The following is a 15,784-nucleotide window of genomic DNA, read 5'->3' on the forward strand; positions in this document are numbered from 1 at the left end:
TGGCCCTATCTCAGGGCCTCAGGATGGTGGCGAGCCACATACAAATCAGATTGGCTGCGCGTTAAATCGCTGCGATGCCAGCTGGGCAGAAACTCGGGATAGGGTGCATCAGGGTCTTCATCGGCCAGCAGGGTCATAAAGTGCGGACCCAGTGGCCCCTGAGGGAGCTGGTAACGCTCAGGATAGAGCGCGCCAATCAGGTACAAACCCTCAGCAGGTGCCGTCATCCCCGCCTGCGCACGCTGTTTGGCTTCTAAGAGCGTTTGCACCCACTCTATCGGCCGCTCGCCAGTGCCGATCTTCATTAAGGTGCCAACAATATTACGCACCATATGATGTAAAAAAGCATTCGCCTGAATATCAACAATAATCCAGTAACCGCGCCGATAAACACGCACAAAGTGCATGTGTCGCCAAGCAATGCGCGATTGGCATTTGGCGGAGCGAAAGCAGGAAAAATCCTTCTCTCCGACGAGCAAATCTGCAGCGGCCTGCATTTTTTCGACATCCAGCGCATCATGACACCAAGCGACCAGATTATGCAGACCGGCTGGACGGTTAATGTGATTATGCAAGACATAGCGATAGCGCCGCGCTAAAGCCGAATGGCGCGCATGAAAATGCTCAGGGACAGAACGGGCCCACAAGACACGAATATCAGGTGGTAGTGCATTATTGCCACCACGCACCCATGCCCGCTCGGAGCGCGCAACGGGACTATCAAAATGCACCACCTGCGCAGAAGCATGAACACCGGCATCCGTGCGGCCAGCACACATCACGCTTATGGGCTCTTGGGCGACCAGCGTCAGGGCTTTTTCTAATAGAGGTTGCACGCTTGGCACGCCCTGCTGGGTTTGCCAGCCATGATAGGCACTACCTTGGTATTCTACAGCTAAGGCAAAACGCCCCGCTGGAAGGGGGCGTTCTGAAGGTTGGGTAAAAAACGACATCTTAGGTTTTGATCATCCTAGTTGCTCCAACATCTGCTGCGCCGTCGCGGCATGGTCTGGATCGGCGAGCTCGACTATCTTCTCAAGGATATCACGCGCACCTTGTTTATCGCCCATTTCGATATAGGCTGTGGCCAGATCCAGCTGAGTGGTCCATTCGCTCTCTTCTGCAGCGAAGTCTAAATCATCCAGATCACCCAGTGCATCCAGACCATCGAGCTGATCAGTGGCCAGCTCCAGATCCCAATCCTGCTCTGGCTGCTGCTGAGCTGACGACGGCTGAATCTGTGGATCGCTTTCCAACGGATGAGACTCAGCGGGGGCTGCGGGTGTTTCTAGTTCCACCAGATCATCGGCACCTTGCAGATCTTCATGAATCATCAAGCTTTCCAACTCGGACAGATCTTCACTCAAGGCGGACAATTCCGCATCAATTTGAGGATCCGCCACTGATTGAGTCGACACTTCAGCCTTCTGATCATCTGGATCTAATCCATCCAGCGCTGACAGAAAATCACTGGCCTCCTGATTGGGCTGCACCGGATCAAAATCCGCAACCTCAACCAAATCAGCTTCTAACTCTTGCGCCTCAAGGGGCTGATCCAAGTCTAATTCAAAATCGAAATCGGCTGCCTCTGGTTCTACTGCCACTGAGGCGGCGGGTGCGGGTGCCTCCTCTTGTGTGGCGGCCAAAAGCAGGTCCAATTCATCATCTGCACTCAATTCATTTTGCGCCGCCTCGGGTGCGGCTGCAGGGCGCTCGTCAGCAGCTGGAGTCTCTAGATCAAACTCGCTTAGATCCAGTTCCTCCAAATCAACCTCGCCTAAATCCAAATCACTGAAATCCCCAGCATCCAGATCGAACGTCTCCAGCTTGGCATCTGCCGCATGCGACTCATCAGACTCTGGCGCATTGATCGGCTGGCTGGAATGAGGCTCCTGAGCGGGGCTAGCGTCAGCCAGATCCAGCTCCTCAAGATCCAGTTCGTCAAAAGCCATTTCACCTAAATCCATTTCGCCTAAATCCAGCTCTTGTGGCTCAGACAGAGCAGGTTCAGCAGGCGTCTCAATGGCCTCCTGCTGGGCTTGACTCATCAAGCGCGCCAGATCTTCCGCTTTATGCATGGCTGCTGTAGAGACACCCGCTTGCACAAGAGCCTGATGTTGATGAGCAAACTGTGGTTGATCATCAAGCTCAACCAGCAATTCAAGCAGCTTGAGGCGCAGGTCTTCACGCTCTGGCTGGGCCACAATCGCCGCTTCGAGCAGCTTCGCAGCCTGCTCTAAACGGCCATAAGCCATCAGGGATTCGGCTTCAATTAGTGGATCGATGGGCTGTTCTGTTGCCAAGGATGCTGTGTCATCCCCAGCGGATGCCGCCGGCTGAGTCAGCGAAGATAAAGCGGCATCGGACAAGGGGTCCTGATCCAGCTCCGCGCTGAGATCCTGAAGCTCATCACCCGCTTCCAGCTCATCCAGTTCATTCAGAGGATGGGCGTGCACATCCAGATCAAAATCAGAAGAGGTGGCATTGTGCGCCGCCAGCAGATCTTCTTCGAGCGTTTTATGCTTTTCTTGCGCGACCTGAGCCGCCTGCTCCGCTTGCGCCAAACGACGACGTGCTGCAAGCAGACCCCACAATAACAAGAGGGTCACCAGGCCCAGACCCCCTGCCAGCGCATAGGGCAGAGGTTGCGCTTTCACGGCCTCTAAACCTTGCAGTGGTGCCGCCGCCACAGGAGGCACACGCACAGGTTCAGCTTGGGGCGCAGGCACTTCTACGATCACCTGCGGCCGATCGATCAGCTGCTGCTCCAGATCACTCAGTTGATCATCCTTCAGGCGAATCAATGACTGCAAGGTATTGACCTGCTGTTGCATATCCGCCAGACGTTCGGCCAACTCATCCCGCTCACGCTCAACGCCTTGCAGCTCTTCTTCCACTGCATTGAGGCGCTGTTGCGTGGCGCGCAACTCTGTGGCCTCGGCAGCCGCAGCGGAAAGCTGCAAACTCGGTTCTGGGGTAGCAGGCCGCGCCGATGGAACAGGCCGCTCAGCAGCTGGCTGAGCAGCTGGAGCCGCGACCGAAGGCGCTGGACGGCTGGCCGCTGGGCGAACAGGAGCAGGCGGCTCAGGAGCACGACTCGATACCCAGAGTTGATTCTGACGCCGAACCTCTTCCTCGGCCTGAGCGGCTGTGCGACTGCGCATGGCGGCAGCGCTAGGAATGATCAGGTGGGAACCGGCTTCCATCTCATTAATATTGCGACTGGGGAAGGCATGAGGGTTGGCATCGCGAATCGCCAACATAGCTTGCTTGATAGTGATGTCATTCGCGGGACGATGCACACGCGCCAGACTCCACAGCGTGTCACGTGGCCCAACTTGCACTCGACGCCCAGCTGGGGTGTGCGTTGACACCAAGGCTGTGCGCCACTCTTCGGCCGACAGGGCGCGCTCACTGGGGACCAGCCCGACGTCCTGTTCAGCTGCCATCAAGCCCATGGGCGTCAGCAGCAATCCTGCCGCAATCCCTACCCATGGCCGCGAACCCCTTATCAAAGACTTCCTTTGCATATCCTGCCCCTAACTGATCTGATCTATGGCCTAGCAGCGCAATGACTGTCTCGGTGCCTCGCTTCTGAACACCCTCGGCACTCACGACCAGAGCTGCCTGCGGGTTCATTCACGGTTCTTTACATCGATGATGGCTTTTTTTAACAGTTTTTGCTCACTTTGTCATGGTCAAATTAACAAAACGGCAGCCGAAGCTGCCGTTGATCAATGCCTTGCCGACTCAGCGTGGATTCTCGTGCTGAATCACCTGTGCGCTTGGCTAGTTTTCAAGCAGAATCCGTAGCATACGACGCAAAGGCTCGGCCGCACCCCAAAGAAGCTGATCGCCAACAGAAAAGGCCGACAGATACTCTGGCCCCATATTCATCTTACGCAAGCGACCCACTGGCACGCTCAGGGTTCCGGTCACCGCTGTGGGTCCGAGATCACGAATAGAAGCCTCACGCTCATTGGGCACAACCTTGACCCACTGGTTATGCTGGGCGAGCAGATCATGGATCTCGTCTAAAGGTACATCCTGCTTGAGCTTAATCGTGAACGCCTGACTATGACAGCGCATGGCACCAATGCGAACACACAAGCCATCAATCGGGATCGGCTGAGCGTTCAGGCCAAGAATCTTGTTGGTTTCAACATGGCCTTTCCATTCTTCTTTACTTTGGCGATTGTCCAGCTGCTTATCGATATAAGGAATCAGACTCCCCGCCAGCGGGACACCAAACTGATCTGTCGGGAAATCAGCTGAGCGCATCGCGGCCGCCACCTTGCGATCAATATCCAAAATCGCGGAAGAGGGATTGGCCAGCTCAGGTGCCACCGCATCACGCAAGGCTCCCATCTGCTTAAGCAGCTCACGCATATTCTGCGCACCCGCACCGGAAGCAGCCTGATAGGTCATCGAGGTCATCCACTCGATCATGCCTTTTTCATACAGCCCACCTAAGGCCATCAGCATCAGGCTCACTGTGCAGTTGCCGCCAACAAAGGTTTTGATACCTTGCTGCAAACCAGCATCAATCACGCTGCGGTTAACAGGATCCAATACGATAATACTGTCATCGGCCATACGCAGACTTGAAGCCGCATCGATCCAATAGCCCTGCCAGCCAGCAGCACGCAAGGGGCCATACACGCTATGGGTATAATCGCCGCCCTGACAAGTTAGAATCACATCCAGTTTTTTCAGCGCATCCAGATCTGTCGCACTTTGCAGAGGCTGGCCATCAGGCCCCGCTTGCCCAGCCTGAGAGGTGGTAAAATACACCGCCTCGATCAGATCAAAATCACCTTCTTCTTGCATCCGCTGAAGCAGCACTGAACCCACCATGCCACGCCAGCCGACCAAACCCACCGTCAATTTTGCCATCTTCTTTATGTCCTCTTTGTGCCGCCTTGATCTGCTATAGAAATGAGGCCAAGGCGGCGGTATCAATGCTCGGCTTTTAGCTCAACGAGATTAAGGTGCAAGAGCCTTCAGCGCGTTAACGACGGCTGTGCCCATCGCATCCGTACCCACCTGGGTCATGCCCGCAGACAGGATATCGGCTGTGCGCAAGCCTTGATCCAATACATCGCTGACTGCCTGCTCGATCTTCTGCGCCAACTCGCCTTCGTTAAAGGAGTAGCGCAACAGCATCGCAACAGACAAAATCGTCGCCAGCGGATTGGCGATGTTCTGGCCTGCAATATCAGGTGCAGAGCCGTGACAAGGCTCGTACATGCCCTTGGCCTGCTCATCCAGCGAAGCCGATGGCAGCATACCTATCGAGCCAGTGAGCATCGCTGCTTCATCAGACAGGATATCGCCAAACATATTGCCAGTGACCACCACATCAAACTGCTTTGGCGCACGCACCAGCTGCATAGCGGCGTTATCAACATACATGTGCGACAGCTCGACATCGGGATAATCCTTGGCGACCTCTTCCATCACATCACGCCATAGCATGGTGACTTCCAAGACATTGGCCTTGTCCACTGAACACACCTTCTTATTGCGCTTGCGGGCCAGTTCAAAAGCCACCCGACCGATACGGCGAATCTCGCTTTCGCTATACACATAGGTGTTAAAACCCTGCTTTTCACCATTTTCCAGCTCGCGAATACCCCGGGGTTGGCCGAAGTAGATGCCGCCAGTCAACTCGCGCACAATCATGATATCCAGACCAGATACGATTTCTGGCTTCAGACTTGAAGCTTCAGCCAGTTGCGGGTAAAGGATAGCAGGACGCAGATTGCCAAACAAATTCAGTTGCTTACGGATACCCAGCAGGCCGCGCTCTGGACGTTTGCTAATATCTGGCAGCTTATCCCACTGAGGGCCGCCCACCGCACCAAGCAAAATCGCATCCGCAGCCTGTGCCTGTGCCAGCGTCTGCTCAGGCAAGGGCTCACCTGTGGCCTCATAACCCGCACCACCGATCAGGCCCTCCTCCCAGCTCAGTGCCAGCCCAAAAGTATCTCGACAGACCTCAAGAACCCGCACGGCCTGCGCGGTGATCTCAGGACCGATACCATCGCCAGGTAAAACCAAAATCTTTTTGCTCATTGTTTTTTCTCTCACAATTAAAGGGTTCGCAATTCTGTGATTCGCAAATCAGCGGCTCTTAAATCAGTGGCCTTAAACCAGTCGCTCGCGCATGACAGAATCACGCTGAATCAGTTAAAAATCCACGGCGTCACTTGGCGACGCTGGGCTTCATAGGCCTTGATGGCTTCCGCATCTTGCAATGTCAGGCCGATATCATCCAAACCTTCGATCAAGCAATGCTGACGAAAGGGATCGACTTCAAAAGACAACACCTCACCTGAGGGTGTCGTCACCTGTGCAGCGGGCAGGTCGATCAGCAAGCGATAGCCTTCTTGCGCCTGTACTTCCTGGAAAAGACGCTCAATCGTGGCTTCGTCAAACTGGATCAGCAACAGGCCATTTTTGGGTGCATTGTTGAAGAAGATATCGGCAAAGCTGCTGGCAATCACCGCACGAAAGCCAAAATCAACCAGGGCCCACGGCGCATGTTCACGCGAGGAGCCACAACCAAAGTTGGCACGACTGAGCAGAATTTCGCTGCCCTGATAACGCGGCTGATTGAGCACAAAATCCGGATTGATTGGGCGCTGACTGGCATCCTGACCGGGAAAACCTTCATCTAAATAGCGCAGTTCATCAAAGAGGTTCGGGCCAAAGCCGGTCCGCTTGATGGACTTTAAAAACTGCTTGGGAATAATTAAATCTGTATCCACATTGGCGCGATCTAAGGGAGCAACCAAACCTTGTAACTGAGTAAATTTCTGCATTTTTCGCTCCTCGCTTAGAATTCACGCACATCAACAAAATGACCTGCAATCGCGGCCGCAGCAGCCATCGCTGGGCTGACCAAATGGGTGCGGCCACCATAGCCTTGACGCCCCTCGAAGTTACGATTCGAGGTCGAGGCACAATGCTCGCCCTGGCCCAGCTTATCCGCATTCATTGCCAAGCACATGGAGCAGCCTGGCTCACGCCATTCAAAACCTGCCTCAATAAAGATTTGATCCAAACCTTCTTGCTCTGCCTGCTGCTTGACTAAACCCGAACCTGGCACCACCAGTGCTTGCTTCAAGCTGGGAGCCACCTTGCGCCCTTTGGCAACCGCTGCGGCTGCACGCAAATCTTCAATGCGTGAATTGGTGCAAGAGCCGATAAACACCCGATCCAGCTGGATATCGGTGATCTTCTGCTGGGGTTTTAAGCCCATATACTCCAGTGCACGCAGCCAGCTTTGGCGCTGGGTTTCATCCGCCGCTTGGGCAGGATCAGGAACACAAGCACTCACAGGCACCACCATTTCTGGCGAGGTACCCCAGCTGACTTGCGGTTCGATCTGCGCAGCATCCAAAGTCACAACACGATCAAACACGGCAGCGGCATCTGAGTGCAGCGTTTTCCAATAGGCAACAGCCTGCGTCCACTGCTCACCTTGTGGAGCGAAGGGGCGGCCCTGCACATAATCAAGCGTGATCTGATCACAAGCGACCAAACCAACACGGGCGCCAGCTTCAATCGCCATATTACAGATGGTCATGCGGCCTTCCATCGATAAGGTCGCGATCGCACTGCCAGCAAATTCCATCGCATAGCCTGTGCCCCCAGCCGTGCCGATCTCGCCTATCACGGCCAGAATAATGTCCTTGGCCGTCACTCCAGCTTGCAGTTCACCCTCGACCTGCACCAGCATGTTTTTCATCTTGCGCTGAATTAAGCACTGGGTGGCCAGCACATGCTCAACTTCTGACGTGCCCACGCCATGCGCCAAAGCAGCAAAAGCACCGTGGGTGGCGGTATGCGAATCACCGCAGACCAATGTCATGCCTGGCAAGGTCGCGCCCTGCTCAGGGCCAACCACATGCACAATACCCTGGCGCACATCGTTGATCTTGAATTCAGTAATGCCAAACTCATCGCAGTTATCATCCAGTGTCTGCACTTGAATGCGCGAGGTTTCATCTTCAATACCGCTGACGCCCTGAGCGCGCTCAGTCAGTGTTGTCGGCACATTATGATCAGGCGTGGCGAGGTTGGCACCTAAGCGCCAAGGTTGACGACCCGCCAAGCGCAGGCCTTCAAAAGCCTGAGGCGAGGTCACTTCATGCAACAGGTGGCGATCGATATAGATTAAGGCGGTGCCATCATCGCGCTGCTTCACCAAATGGGCGGCCCACAATTTGTCATATAAGGTTTGTGCCATCTTTTGTTCTCCTCAATAGTGGGCCTGATTGCCGACCCTTGCTTGTATCTTATCGACTGTGATTGAATAAAGCCAATTCATCATTCTCATAAACTGGATAACCATTAAGAATGGATCTACATAGCCTACAAGCCTTTATTCAGGTTGCCGAAAAGGCCTCCTTCTCGCGTGCAGCCCAAGCCCTGCACTTGACGCAGCCGGCTGTGAGCAAGCGGATAGCCAGCCTTGAAGAACAGCTGCATCAAAAGCTCTTTGACCGAATTGGCCGCAGCATCACGCTGACTCAAGCTGGCCTCGCACTGCTACCCCGCGCGCGCCGCCTGCTGGTCGAGCTCGAAGACACACGCCGCCTGCTCGCCAATCTGAGCGGCGAGGTTCAAGGCCCACTCATTCTGGCCACCAGCCACCATATTGGTCTGCATCGCCTGCCCCCGCTGCTGAAGCGCTTCACTCAGCTGTATCCGCAGGTCAAGCTGGATATGCGCTTTCAGGATTCCGAACAGGCCTATAGCGGCGTCATCAGCGGTGATTTGGAACTGGCCATCGTGACCTTGGCTCCTGTGCCCGATCCTTCTTTAGTGGTGGTGCCCGTCTGGACAGATCAACTGCGTTTTGTGGTCGCACAAGGCCACCCTTTGAGCCGACTCTCTCATCTGCAACTCAGTGATTTGACTCACCATGATGCTGTGCTCCCCGGCCGCCAAACCTTTACGCGCGGCATCGTTGAGCAGGTTTTTCACGAGCAGGATCTCGATCTGAATGTCACCCTCTCGACCAACTATATGGAAACACTCAAAATGATGGTGTCGATCGGTCTGGGCTGGAGTCTGCTGCCAGAGACACTGATCGATACCAGCCTGAGTGTGCTGCCGCTGGCCCACCCACCGATCACCCGACCGCTGGGCTTTCTGTATCACCGCGAGCGCACGCTTTCTAATGCGGCCAAACAGATGATCAGCTTACTGGAGGCGGAACGTCAGGCGCAGTTGACAGTCTGAAGCTTTTATCCTGGCTTGCTTATATACTGGCCCTTTCTTTTATACTGCTCTTTTTTTTGCATGGAGATCACGCAAATGGCAAAAGTTGAACTTGAACTCTTGGGTCTAACCTGTTCTGGCTGCATTAACAAGGTGACAGAAGCCTTCATCACTCGTGATGATGTTGATCAAGTTGAGGTGACGCAACACTCAGCCCATATCGATGGCCGCATCAGCACAGCAGAAGCCATCGCACTGATTGATCAACTCGGCTTTGAGGCCGAAGAAGCCTAAACCCAATTCACGCACCGCTTGAAGGAGCTTTTATGTCTATTCGCCTTGCCCTGCGCGGCATGACTTGTGCGGCTTGCGTTGCCGGAGTCGAGCAGGCCCTGCGCCGTGTCGAAGGTGTCACGCAGGTGGAAGTCAACCTGCCCGATCGCAGCGCACGCGTTGAAGGCGAGGTCGAAGCGGCGCAGCTGGTGCAGGCCATTGAGCAGGCTGGCTATGGCGCCACACCGATGGATGCACACTATGGCGAAGCAGAGCGCCAAGCCGAAGAAGCCCAAGCGCTGAAGAAGGTCTGGCGCCAAAGCTGGGTCGCACTGGCGGTGGGTATCCCGCAAATGCTGCTGATGTTCACCGGCCACCTGCCAATGCTAGAAGAAGCCCGCCTCACCTGGGGGCTGATCGGCCTGGCCACGCTGGCCGTGATGATCTATAGCGGTGGCCATATCTATCAAGGCGCGTGGATTGCACTCAAAAATCACCGCGCCAATATGGACACCTTAATTGCACTGGGCACTGGCGCGGCTTGGCTCTATTCCAGCCTACTGGTGCTCTGGCCTGAGCTGGTCGCCGAACAAGGCCGCCATGTTTACTACGAGGCCGCTGCGTTTATTATCGGCCTGGTGAATCTGGGCAGCGCCTTAGAGACTCGTGCGCGTGGTCAGGCCTCGCAGGCACTGCGCCGCTTGCTCCAACTGCAACCAGAAACCGCCTGGCTGATCACCCCTGAAGGGGATGAAAAACCCATGCGCCTCGCCTCGATTCAGGTCGGCGATAAAGTGCGCGTTCGCCCCGGAGAGCGCATCCCGGTGGATGGCCAACTGATGGAAGGCCAGACTCAGGTCGATGAGTCCATGCTGACCGGTGAGCCGCTGCCTGTCAGCAAGCAGAAAAAAGACTGGCTCCATGCCGGTACCGTCAATCAAGGCGGGAGCCTGATCATGCGCGTGCGTAAGGTTGGCGAAGAAACCGCCCTGGCCCGCATTATCGAACAAGTGCGCCAAGCACAGGGCAGCAAACCCGCCATCGGCAAGCTGGCCGATCAAATCAGCAGCGTTTTTGTGCCAGTTGTGGTGCTCTTGGCGCTGTTGACCGCGCTGATCTGGTGGTGGATAGGCCCAGAGCCCACCAGCGCCTATATTCTGATGACCAGCATGGCGGTGCTGGTGATTGCCTGCCCCTGCGCACTGGGTCTGGCAACGCCAATGTCGATCATGGTCGGCATTGGCCGAGCGGCCGAACAAGGCGTCTTGATCCGCCAAGGCGATGCCCTGCAACAGGCGACCCGCTTACAAGCCATCCTGCTCGATAAAACCGGCACCATCACCCAAGGACATCCTGAGCTGATTGAGCAAAGACGCCTAGACAGCGCACCCACTCAGCTCAACGATCAGCAGCTACTGGCTGGCGTGGCGGCACTGGAGCGCGCCTCTGAGCATCCTCTTGGTGCGGCCATCGTCCGTGCAGCTCAAGGCCTCACGCTACCCACAACGGCACCGCCTGAGATTCTCACTGGGCTGGGCTTGATCGGTGAAATCGATCAACAAAGCTGGTGCATCGGCAATCGTGATTTGATGGCGCAGCAAGGCATCACCCTGCCCGCTGCCGTACTGGAGCAGGCCAGCGCGATGGAAGATCAGGGCCAGACCTGTCTTTTTATTGCCATCGATCACCAGCCTGCCGCCCTGTTTGGCGTTGCTGATCCGATCAAACCCGATTCCGCCGCTGCCATTGCGCGCCTGCAAGCCGCGGGGGTGCGGGTGATGATGCTGACTGGCGATAGCCAGCGCACCGCCCAAGCCGTGGCCGCCCAGGTGGGTATTGATGAGGTTTTTGCACAGGTCAAACCTGAGCAAAAGGCCGCCAAGGTGAAGGAGCTGCAAGCCCTTGGCCTTCAGGTAGGCATGGTTGGCGATGGCATTAATGATGCGCCAGCTCTGGCTCAGGCGGAGGTCGGTTTTGCCCTCGGCGGCGGTACGGATATCGCCATGGAAAGCGCCCAGATCACGCTGATGCGCGGCTCGCTGCATGGCGTTGCGGATGCGATGCTGATTTCTCGCGCCACACTGCGCAATATCCGCCAAAATCTCTTTGGTGCCTTTATCTACAATACGCTGGGGATTCCGCTGGCAGCTGGGGTGCTGTTTCCGCTGACAGGTTGGCTGATGAACCCGGCCTATGCTGCTGCCGCTATGGCCCTGTCTTCACTCACGGTGGTCAGCAATGCCAATCGATTGCGCCTGCAGCAGCTCAAATAAAGCAGCGAACCCCCTCTTCTCTGCGCTCATCGAGCCTGCATCAGGACGCGCCAGGCAGACCATCAACAGCCCATCAACAGACCATAAAAAGGGGAGCCAAGGCTCCCCGTCTCACGCTGCGCTTAGGACTCTAACGCAGAACTCACCGCATAAAGCTGACGAATACAAGCTTCTTCACTGGTAAACAGGCTCTCAAGTAGCGCATCAAAGCCTGCAGCCACATCAGCTCCGGCTGGGCTCTGCGCATCAATCACCACATGAAAGTGCGGCCCGATCGCGTTCAGCTTCAGCTCTTGCGCCATCGCCCCCAACTGCTGCTCGGCCAGGGCCTTGATCAACTGCGCCCATTGCTCGCCACTGATCTCCTGCCCCACCAGCTTACCAAGACTGCGACTGATCTGATCCAAAGGCGCGTTCTGCAAATGAAAATCTATCGTCAGCAAGCCAAAACACTGACTACGCTTGAGCATCTGCGCAACAGGCATCCGCACTTGCGGCGCAGCTGCCTCACTCGGTTCGACCACTGGCTCCACCAGCAGGCGAGTTGGGTCCAGCTGCCCCTTCATGGCTTGCAAGGCCTCAAGCAGTGCTCTTGGGGTGGCAAACAGATCACGCAAAGCCTGATCCAGATCCTGCACCTGTTCGGCCTCTTGAATCAGCTCACCTGGCAAGAAGAGCGTCCACTTCTGTGCTGGATCAATCACCACCAAAGAAGCGATCGAGGGCACCCGCTGCGGTAAGGCGGCCTCAATCAGCAAAGCCCAAGCACTCGGCTGCGACCAATCCACATCACCACACTGCGCAGTGAACAGGCCGATCAGCGGCTCCAGCTCATCAAGGCTGAGGTGATACTGCACCCCTTGAATAGAGACGGCACGCTTAAACAACAAACCAAAGGGGAGAGACAGGTCTAAATTGATCTCCGTCTGAATCGCCTCTAGGGCAACAGGCACGACAGGCGCGCTAGACGTCTTCACCACTCCCTGCTGCCAGCCTTCTGGGGCCTGAGGCAAGCGCCCAGCGGCCATATCGGCCTGCGCAGCAGCAAGCAGCTGATGACCAAACAGCTCAGTAATCACATCAAGATAAGGCCCGGCCTGCTGCTCTTGTTGGAGCAGATAACCCAGCGTATTCATACCCTGGCTGCCCAAGGTCTCAGGCTGAATAAAGCCGATACTTGTCTGCTGTGTCCGTAAACCTGGATCAACCAAATAAAGATCCGCACCCAGCTGGAGCAACTCCTTAAAAATGACCTTACGCCCTGCCCAGCAAGCCTCAATCAGCGGATGAGCACGTCGATCGGTGATCAGATTCACATCCGCGCCCTTTTCAACCAGCCAGCGTACCAACTGTGCCTTGCTGCCTTCTATTGAATGGTGCACATCGTAGCAGTACTGGCTGGTGATGGCGGCCACCAAGGGCGTCATCCCCGTTGCACTGATGGCATTCACCTGCGCACCGCGTGCAACCAGCTCAGCAATCACCAGCTGGATACCAAACTGACAAGCCGTCATTAAAGGGGTGTTTTGAGATTCGGGATCTGGATCGGGCAGCTCAATATCCATACCATAATCAAGCAGCGTCCGCACCGTCGCCAAGCGTCGGGTTGGTTGAACATCATCATAGTTCGATAAGGCTTTATGCATCGCATTGGAATAATCAAAACCACCGACATAGTGTAAATCAGCACCATGATCCAGCAGCCAAGCAATCACCTTAGACCAACCACACATAGCCGCAGAGAGCAGCAGGCTGTTCCCGACTGTATTCACCTGCTTGAGATCGATCCCTTCACGCTGCCAGATATAGTCCAGAAACTCGACTGCGGTTTTTTCTGGTAAGAAATCATAGCTACGTTGCACTATCGTCTGCACAGCCGTTTCATGCATTGAGCCTTGTTGGACACCTGCACTGCCACCATAGTCAAAGAGGAGATCAAATAGCAGACGGCAATAGGTGAAGTCATTCCCATGATCCTTGGCATCTCCCAGCACAAAGGCAAATAAGGGCGTCACATTGTTAAAGCCATTCTCGGTATCAGGATGGAAACCATATAACTCTGAGGTTGAAGCCCCTGCTTTTAAAAGACGCTCTATAGCAGAAAGATAAAGCGTTTGTAATTCACGCTTGCAAGCATAACGATGTGCTAAAGCGCAGAGTAAAGTCCATTCGTAATCCCTTTTTTCATTCACATACACTCGGCGCTCTAAATCAACTTCACGCGCCAATATCGCCTCATACAAGGGCCAGGCTTGATCCTGCAGCGTCTCTAGCACATCCAGCGCTAAATGCCGCTCAGCAGACCAGGCACGCATCTGTGGAAAACGCTGCATTAAATACAGGGCTAAACTCCAGCGGCGGTGATGGATAGCCAGTGTAATGGGTGTCGCGGCAGCATATTGCTGGGTAAAGTCACGACGATGAATATGGGGAAACTCCACTTCTGGCTGCATGGCCACTAAATCGCCTACCAGCTCTTCATCGTTAATGGTGCGGATCGCTAAAGCCAGGGCTTCCGGATCTAACCCAAGAGCCATACGCCGTGCCAATAACGCACGCGCAATCGGGATATGGCGATCACTCAAGGCATGCGCAAGCAAGGATTGCCCTTCGTGCTCGGCAGCCAGATCAAGGCCCCACTCCACCATTAAGTCCAGCACCGCTACTTCCTGTTCATCAAGGGTCTGAGTGGGGCGATTTTGCAAGAAATCAATCAGCATCGCCGTCTCAACCCGTGGAGGCGTGGTCTGCTCAGCGCATAGAGCGCGGATCAGCGCAGCATCACGCAAGGTCATCAGCAGCAAAGAGAGGGTTCTGGACGTCATAGGCCCCATCCACTGCTGCTCAATCAGAAAACGGGCCATCGCCGCATCACGCTTTTGCAAGGCGACATCCAAAGCCGTAAAGCCAGATTCAGTGGTTAAATCCGCTTTCAAGCCTGCTTCACGCAGCAAACCAAAGAAGGCTTTCTTTTGTTCAAGATCTGTCTCGCTCACTCTTTGCGGGGTATAGAGCTGATTCAGCCACAATTCATCATCTAAACGTATCGTCTCATTCACCATCTCACCACGCACCAGATGGTTAGGGTTATCCCCCTTTTCTAATGCCTTCGATACCCGCTTGAGATCGGCATGACGCAACGCAAGAAACAACTCAAACGTCTCACCTTCATTCACCTGCGACATCGAATCTGAATCCTGCGAAGAAGACGAGGAATGGTGTTGGCGAAAAGGCATTTTAAGAAAATCAGAAAATGACATATATCTTCCTTTAATGTGAGCCTGGATATAATGTATAAACTTCAACACAAGATAAGACCCACTAAAACAATCCGAAGGCACTTACCCACATACAGCAATTAAGATCAAGCTAATTCAGTGGCCAGCAAGAAAATATTCCTTTACAAAAAGACATCATAAAAAATCAGACAGTCAAGAAAACAAGTCAATCGATTTATTCAATTCAAAACGCGGCCATAATAATACCAATATAGAAATAAATCGATCCTTCCCTCACAGAAGGCTGGGCGCACTGTCATAGCTGATCTTGATCAGTCTTCTAGTTTTTCTAGATTGGCGCTTCTGCTAGAATGCCGCCATCATCTCCTGAAGAGTGAACAACTCGACAGCGTAGATCTTTTTTGACTTGGTAAAACAGAGGTGGATATGCACATCGTTATTTTTGGTCGTCCCGGCTGCCCCTTTTGCGTGCGTGCGCAGCAGCTTGCAGGCCACCTAGAACAAAGCAAAGGTGCCACCTGGCGCTATGTTGATATGATGGCCGAAGGTGTCAGCAAGGCTGATCTCGAACACACGATTGGCAAACCTGTCCACACTGTGCCGCAGGTTTTTATTGATGAGCAGCATATTGGTGGCTTTACCGAGTTCGATGCGCATGCCAGAGAGCAAGGCTGGACCTAGGAAGCCTCCGCAACATCGCAACACACCGCTCACAGGCTGAGCGGTTTTCTTTTTTGCGCCGCCTGTCTTTGTAAACCAAGCGCG

Annotated in this window: 11 protein-coding genes; 4 read left to right on the plus strand and 7 right to left on the minus strand. The window is 54.7% G+C overall.

The features are described from left to right. Positions 1-5: 5 nt before the first annotated feature. The 6 genes from truA to leuC form a co-directional block, all read right to left on the minus strand. Entirely contained in the window at positions 6-953 is a 948-nt protein-coding gene (gene truA, locus V6U78_RS08165; RefSeq protein WP_405339266.1) for a tRNA pseudouridine(38-40) synthase TruA, read from the minus strand. 12 nt (positions 954-965) lie between these two features. Continuing rightward, complete coding sequence (locus V6U78_RS08170; protein ID WP_405339268.1) at positions 966-3,458, minus strand: FimV/HubP family polar landmark protein; 2,493 nt, start codon at positions 3,456-3,458, stop codon at positions 966-968. Between the two features lie 331 nt (positions 3,459-3,789). Continuing rightward, on the minus strand, positions 3,790-4,896 hold the full coding sequence (gene asd / locus V6U78_RS08175) for an aspartate-semialdehyde dehydrogenase (RefSeq protein WP_405339270.1): 1,107 nt from the start codon (positions 4,894-4,896) through the stop codon (positions 3,790-3,792). 90 nt (positions 4,897-4,986) lie between these two features. Then, on the minus strand, positions 4,987-6,078 hold the full coding sequence (gene leuB, locus V6U78_RS08180; protein ID WP_405339272.1) for a 3-isopropylmalate dehydrogenase: 1,092 nt from the start codon (positions 6,076-6,078) through the stop codon (positions 4,987-4,989). Between the two features lie 110 nt (positions 6,079-6,188). Beyond that, on the minus strand, positions 6,189-6,827 hold the full coding sequence (gene leuD, locus V6U78_RS08185; RefSeq protein ID WP_405339274.1) for a 3-isopropylmalate dehydratase small subunit: 639 nt from the start codon (positions 6,825-6,827) through the stop codon (positions 6,189-6,191). A 14-nt stretch (positions 6,828-6,841) separates the two neighbouring features. Beyond that, complete coding sequence (gene leuC, locus V6U78_RS08190) at positions 6,842-8,257, minus strand: 3-isopropylmalate dehydratase large subunit (protein ID WP_405339276.1); 1,416 nt, start codon at positions 8,255-8,257, stop codon at positions 6,842-6,844. Positions 8,258-8,367: 110 nt separating this feature from the next. Here leuC and V6U78_RS08195 point away from each other — a divergent pair, with 110 nt between their 5' ends. The 3 genes from V6U78_RS08195 (at position 8,368) to V6U78_RS08205 (ending at position 11,780) form a co-directional block, all read left to right on the plus strand. Further along, entirely contained in the window at positions 8,368-9,255 is an 888-nt protein-coding gene (locus V6U78_RS08195; RefSeq protein ID WP_405339278.1) for a LysR family transcriptional regulator, read from the plus strand. 75 nt (positions 9,256-9,330) lie between these two features. Then, positions 9,331-9,528 carry a cation transporter gene (locus tag V6U78_RS08200; RefSeq protein ID WP_405339280.1) on the plus strand — a complete coding sequence of 66 codons (198 nt, stop codon included), beginning with the start codon at positions 9,331-9,333 and terminating at the stop codon, positions 9,526-9,528. 32 nt (positions 9,529-9,560) lie between these two features. Next, positions 9,561-11,780 carry a heavy metal translocating P-type ATPase gene (locus V6U78_RS08205; RefSeq protein ID WP_405339282.1) on the plus strand — a complete coding sequence of 740 codons (2,220 nt, stop codon included), beginning with the start codon at positions 9,561-9,563 and terminating at the stop codon, positions 11,778-11,780. A 122-nt stretch (positions 11,781-11,902) separates the two neighbouring features. Here the strand turns inward: V6U78_RS08205 and V6U78_RS08210 are convergent, their stop codons facing one another. Beyond that, the gene (locus tag V6U78_RS08210; RefSeq protein WP_405339284.1) at positions 11,903-15,040 is read right to left on the minus strand and encodes an ankyrin repeat domain-containing protein; all 3,138 of its coding nucleotides are present in this window, start codon (positions 15,038-15,040) and stop codon (positions 11,903-11,905) included. Between the two features lie 405 nt (positions 15,041-15,445). On the opposite strand from V6U78_RS08210, the gene V6U78_RS08215 reads away from it, so the two are divergent. Further along, positions 15,446-15,700 (plus strand): GrxA family glutaredoxin, encoded by a 255-nt coding sequence (locus V6U78_RS08215; RefSeq protein WP_405339286.1) that lies wholly within the window; start codon positions 15,446-15,448, stop codon positions 15,698-15,700. Positions 15,701-15,784: the final 84 nt, after the last annotated feature.

It is taken from the genome of Marinospirillum alkalitolerans (assembly GCF_045055655.1).
Lineage (GTDB): Bacteria > Pseudomonadota > Gammaproteobacteria > Pseudomonadales > Halomonadaceae > Marinospirillum > Marinospirillum alkalitolerans.

Excerpts from the sequence above, each read along its gene's own strand:
- asd (WP_405339270.1), bottom strand. The coding sequence starts at position 4,896 with ATGGCAAAATTGACGGTGGGTTTGGTCGGCTGGCGTGGCATGGTGGGT.
- V6U78_RS08200 (WP_405339280.1), top strand. The coding sequence starts at position 9,331 with ATGGCAAAAGTTGAACTTGAACTCTTGGGTCTAACCTGTTCTGGCTGC.
- leuD (WP_405339274.1), bottom strand. The coding sequence starts at position 6,827 with ATGCAGAAATTTACTCAGTTACAAGGTTTGGTTGCTCCCTTAGATCGC.
- leuB (WP_405339272.1), bottom strand. The coding sequence starts at position 6,078 with ATGAGCAAAAAGATTTTGGTTTTACCTGGCGATGGTATCGGTCCTGAG.
- V6U78_RS08205 (WP_405339282.1), top strand. The coding sequence starts at position 9,561 with ATGTCTATTCGCCTTGCCCTGCGCGGCATGACTTGTGCGGCTTGCGTT.
- V6U78_RS08210 (WP_405339284.1), bottom strand. The coding sequence starts at position 15,040 with ATGTCATTTTCTGATTTTCTTAAAATGCCTTTTCGCCAACACCATTCC.
- V6U78_RS08195 (WP_405339278.1), top strand. The coding sequence starts at position 8,368 with ATGGATCTACATAGCCTACAAGCCTTTATTCAGGTTGCCGAAAAGGCC.
- V6U78_RS08215 (WP_405339286.1), top strand. The coding sequence starts at position 15,446 with ATGCACATCGTTATTTTTGGTCGTCCCGGCTGCCCCTTTTGCGTGCGT.
- V6U78_RS08170 (WP_405339268.1), bottom strand. The coding sequence starts at position 3,458 with ATGGGCTTGATGGCAGCTGAACAGGACGTCGGGCTGGTCCCCAGTGAG.
- truA (WP_405339266.1), bottom strand. The coding sequence starts at position 953 with ATGTCGTTTTTTACCCAACCTTCAGAACGCCCCCTTCCAGCGGGGCGT.
- leuC (WP_405339276.1), bottom strand. The coding sequence starts at position 8,257 with ATGGCACAAACCTTATATGACAAATTGTGGGCCGCCCATTTGGTGAAG.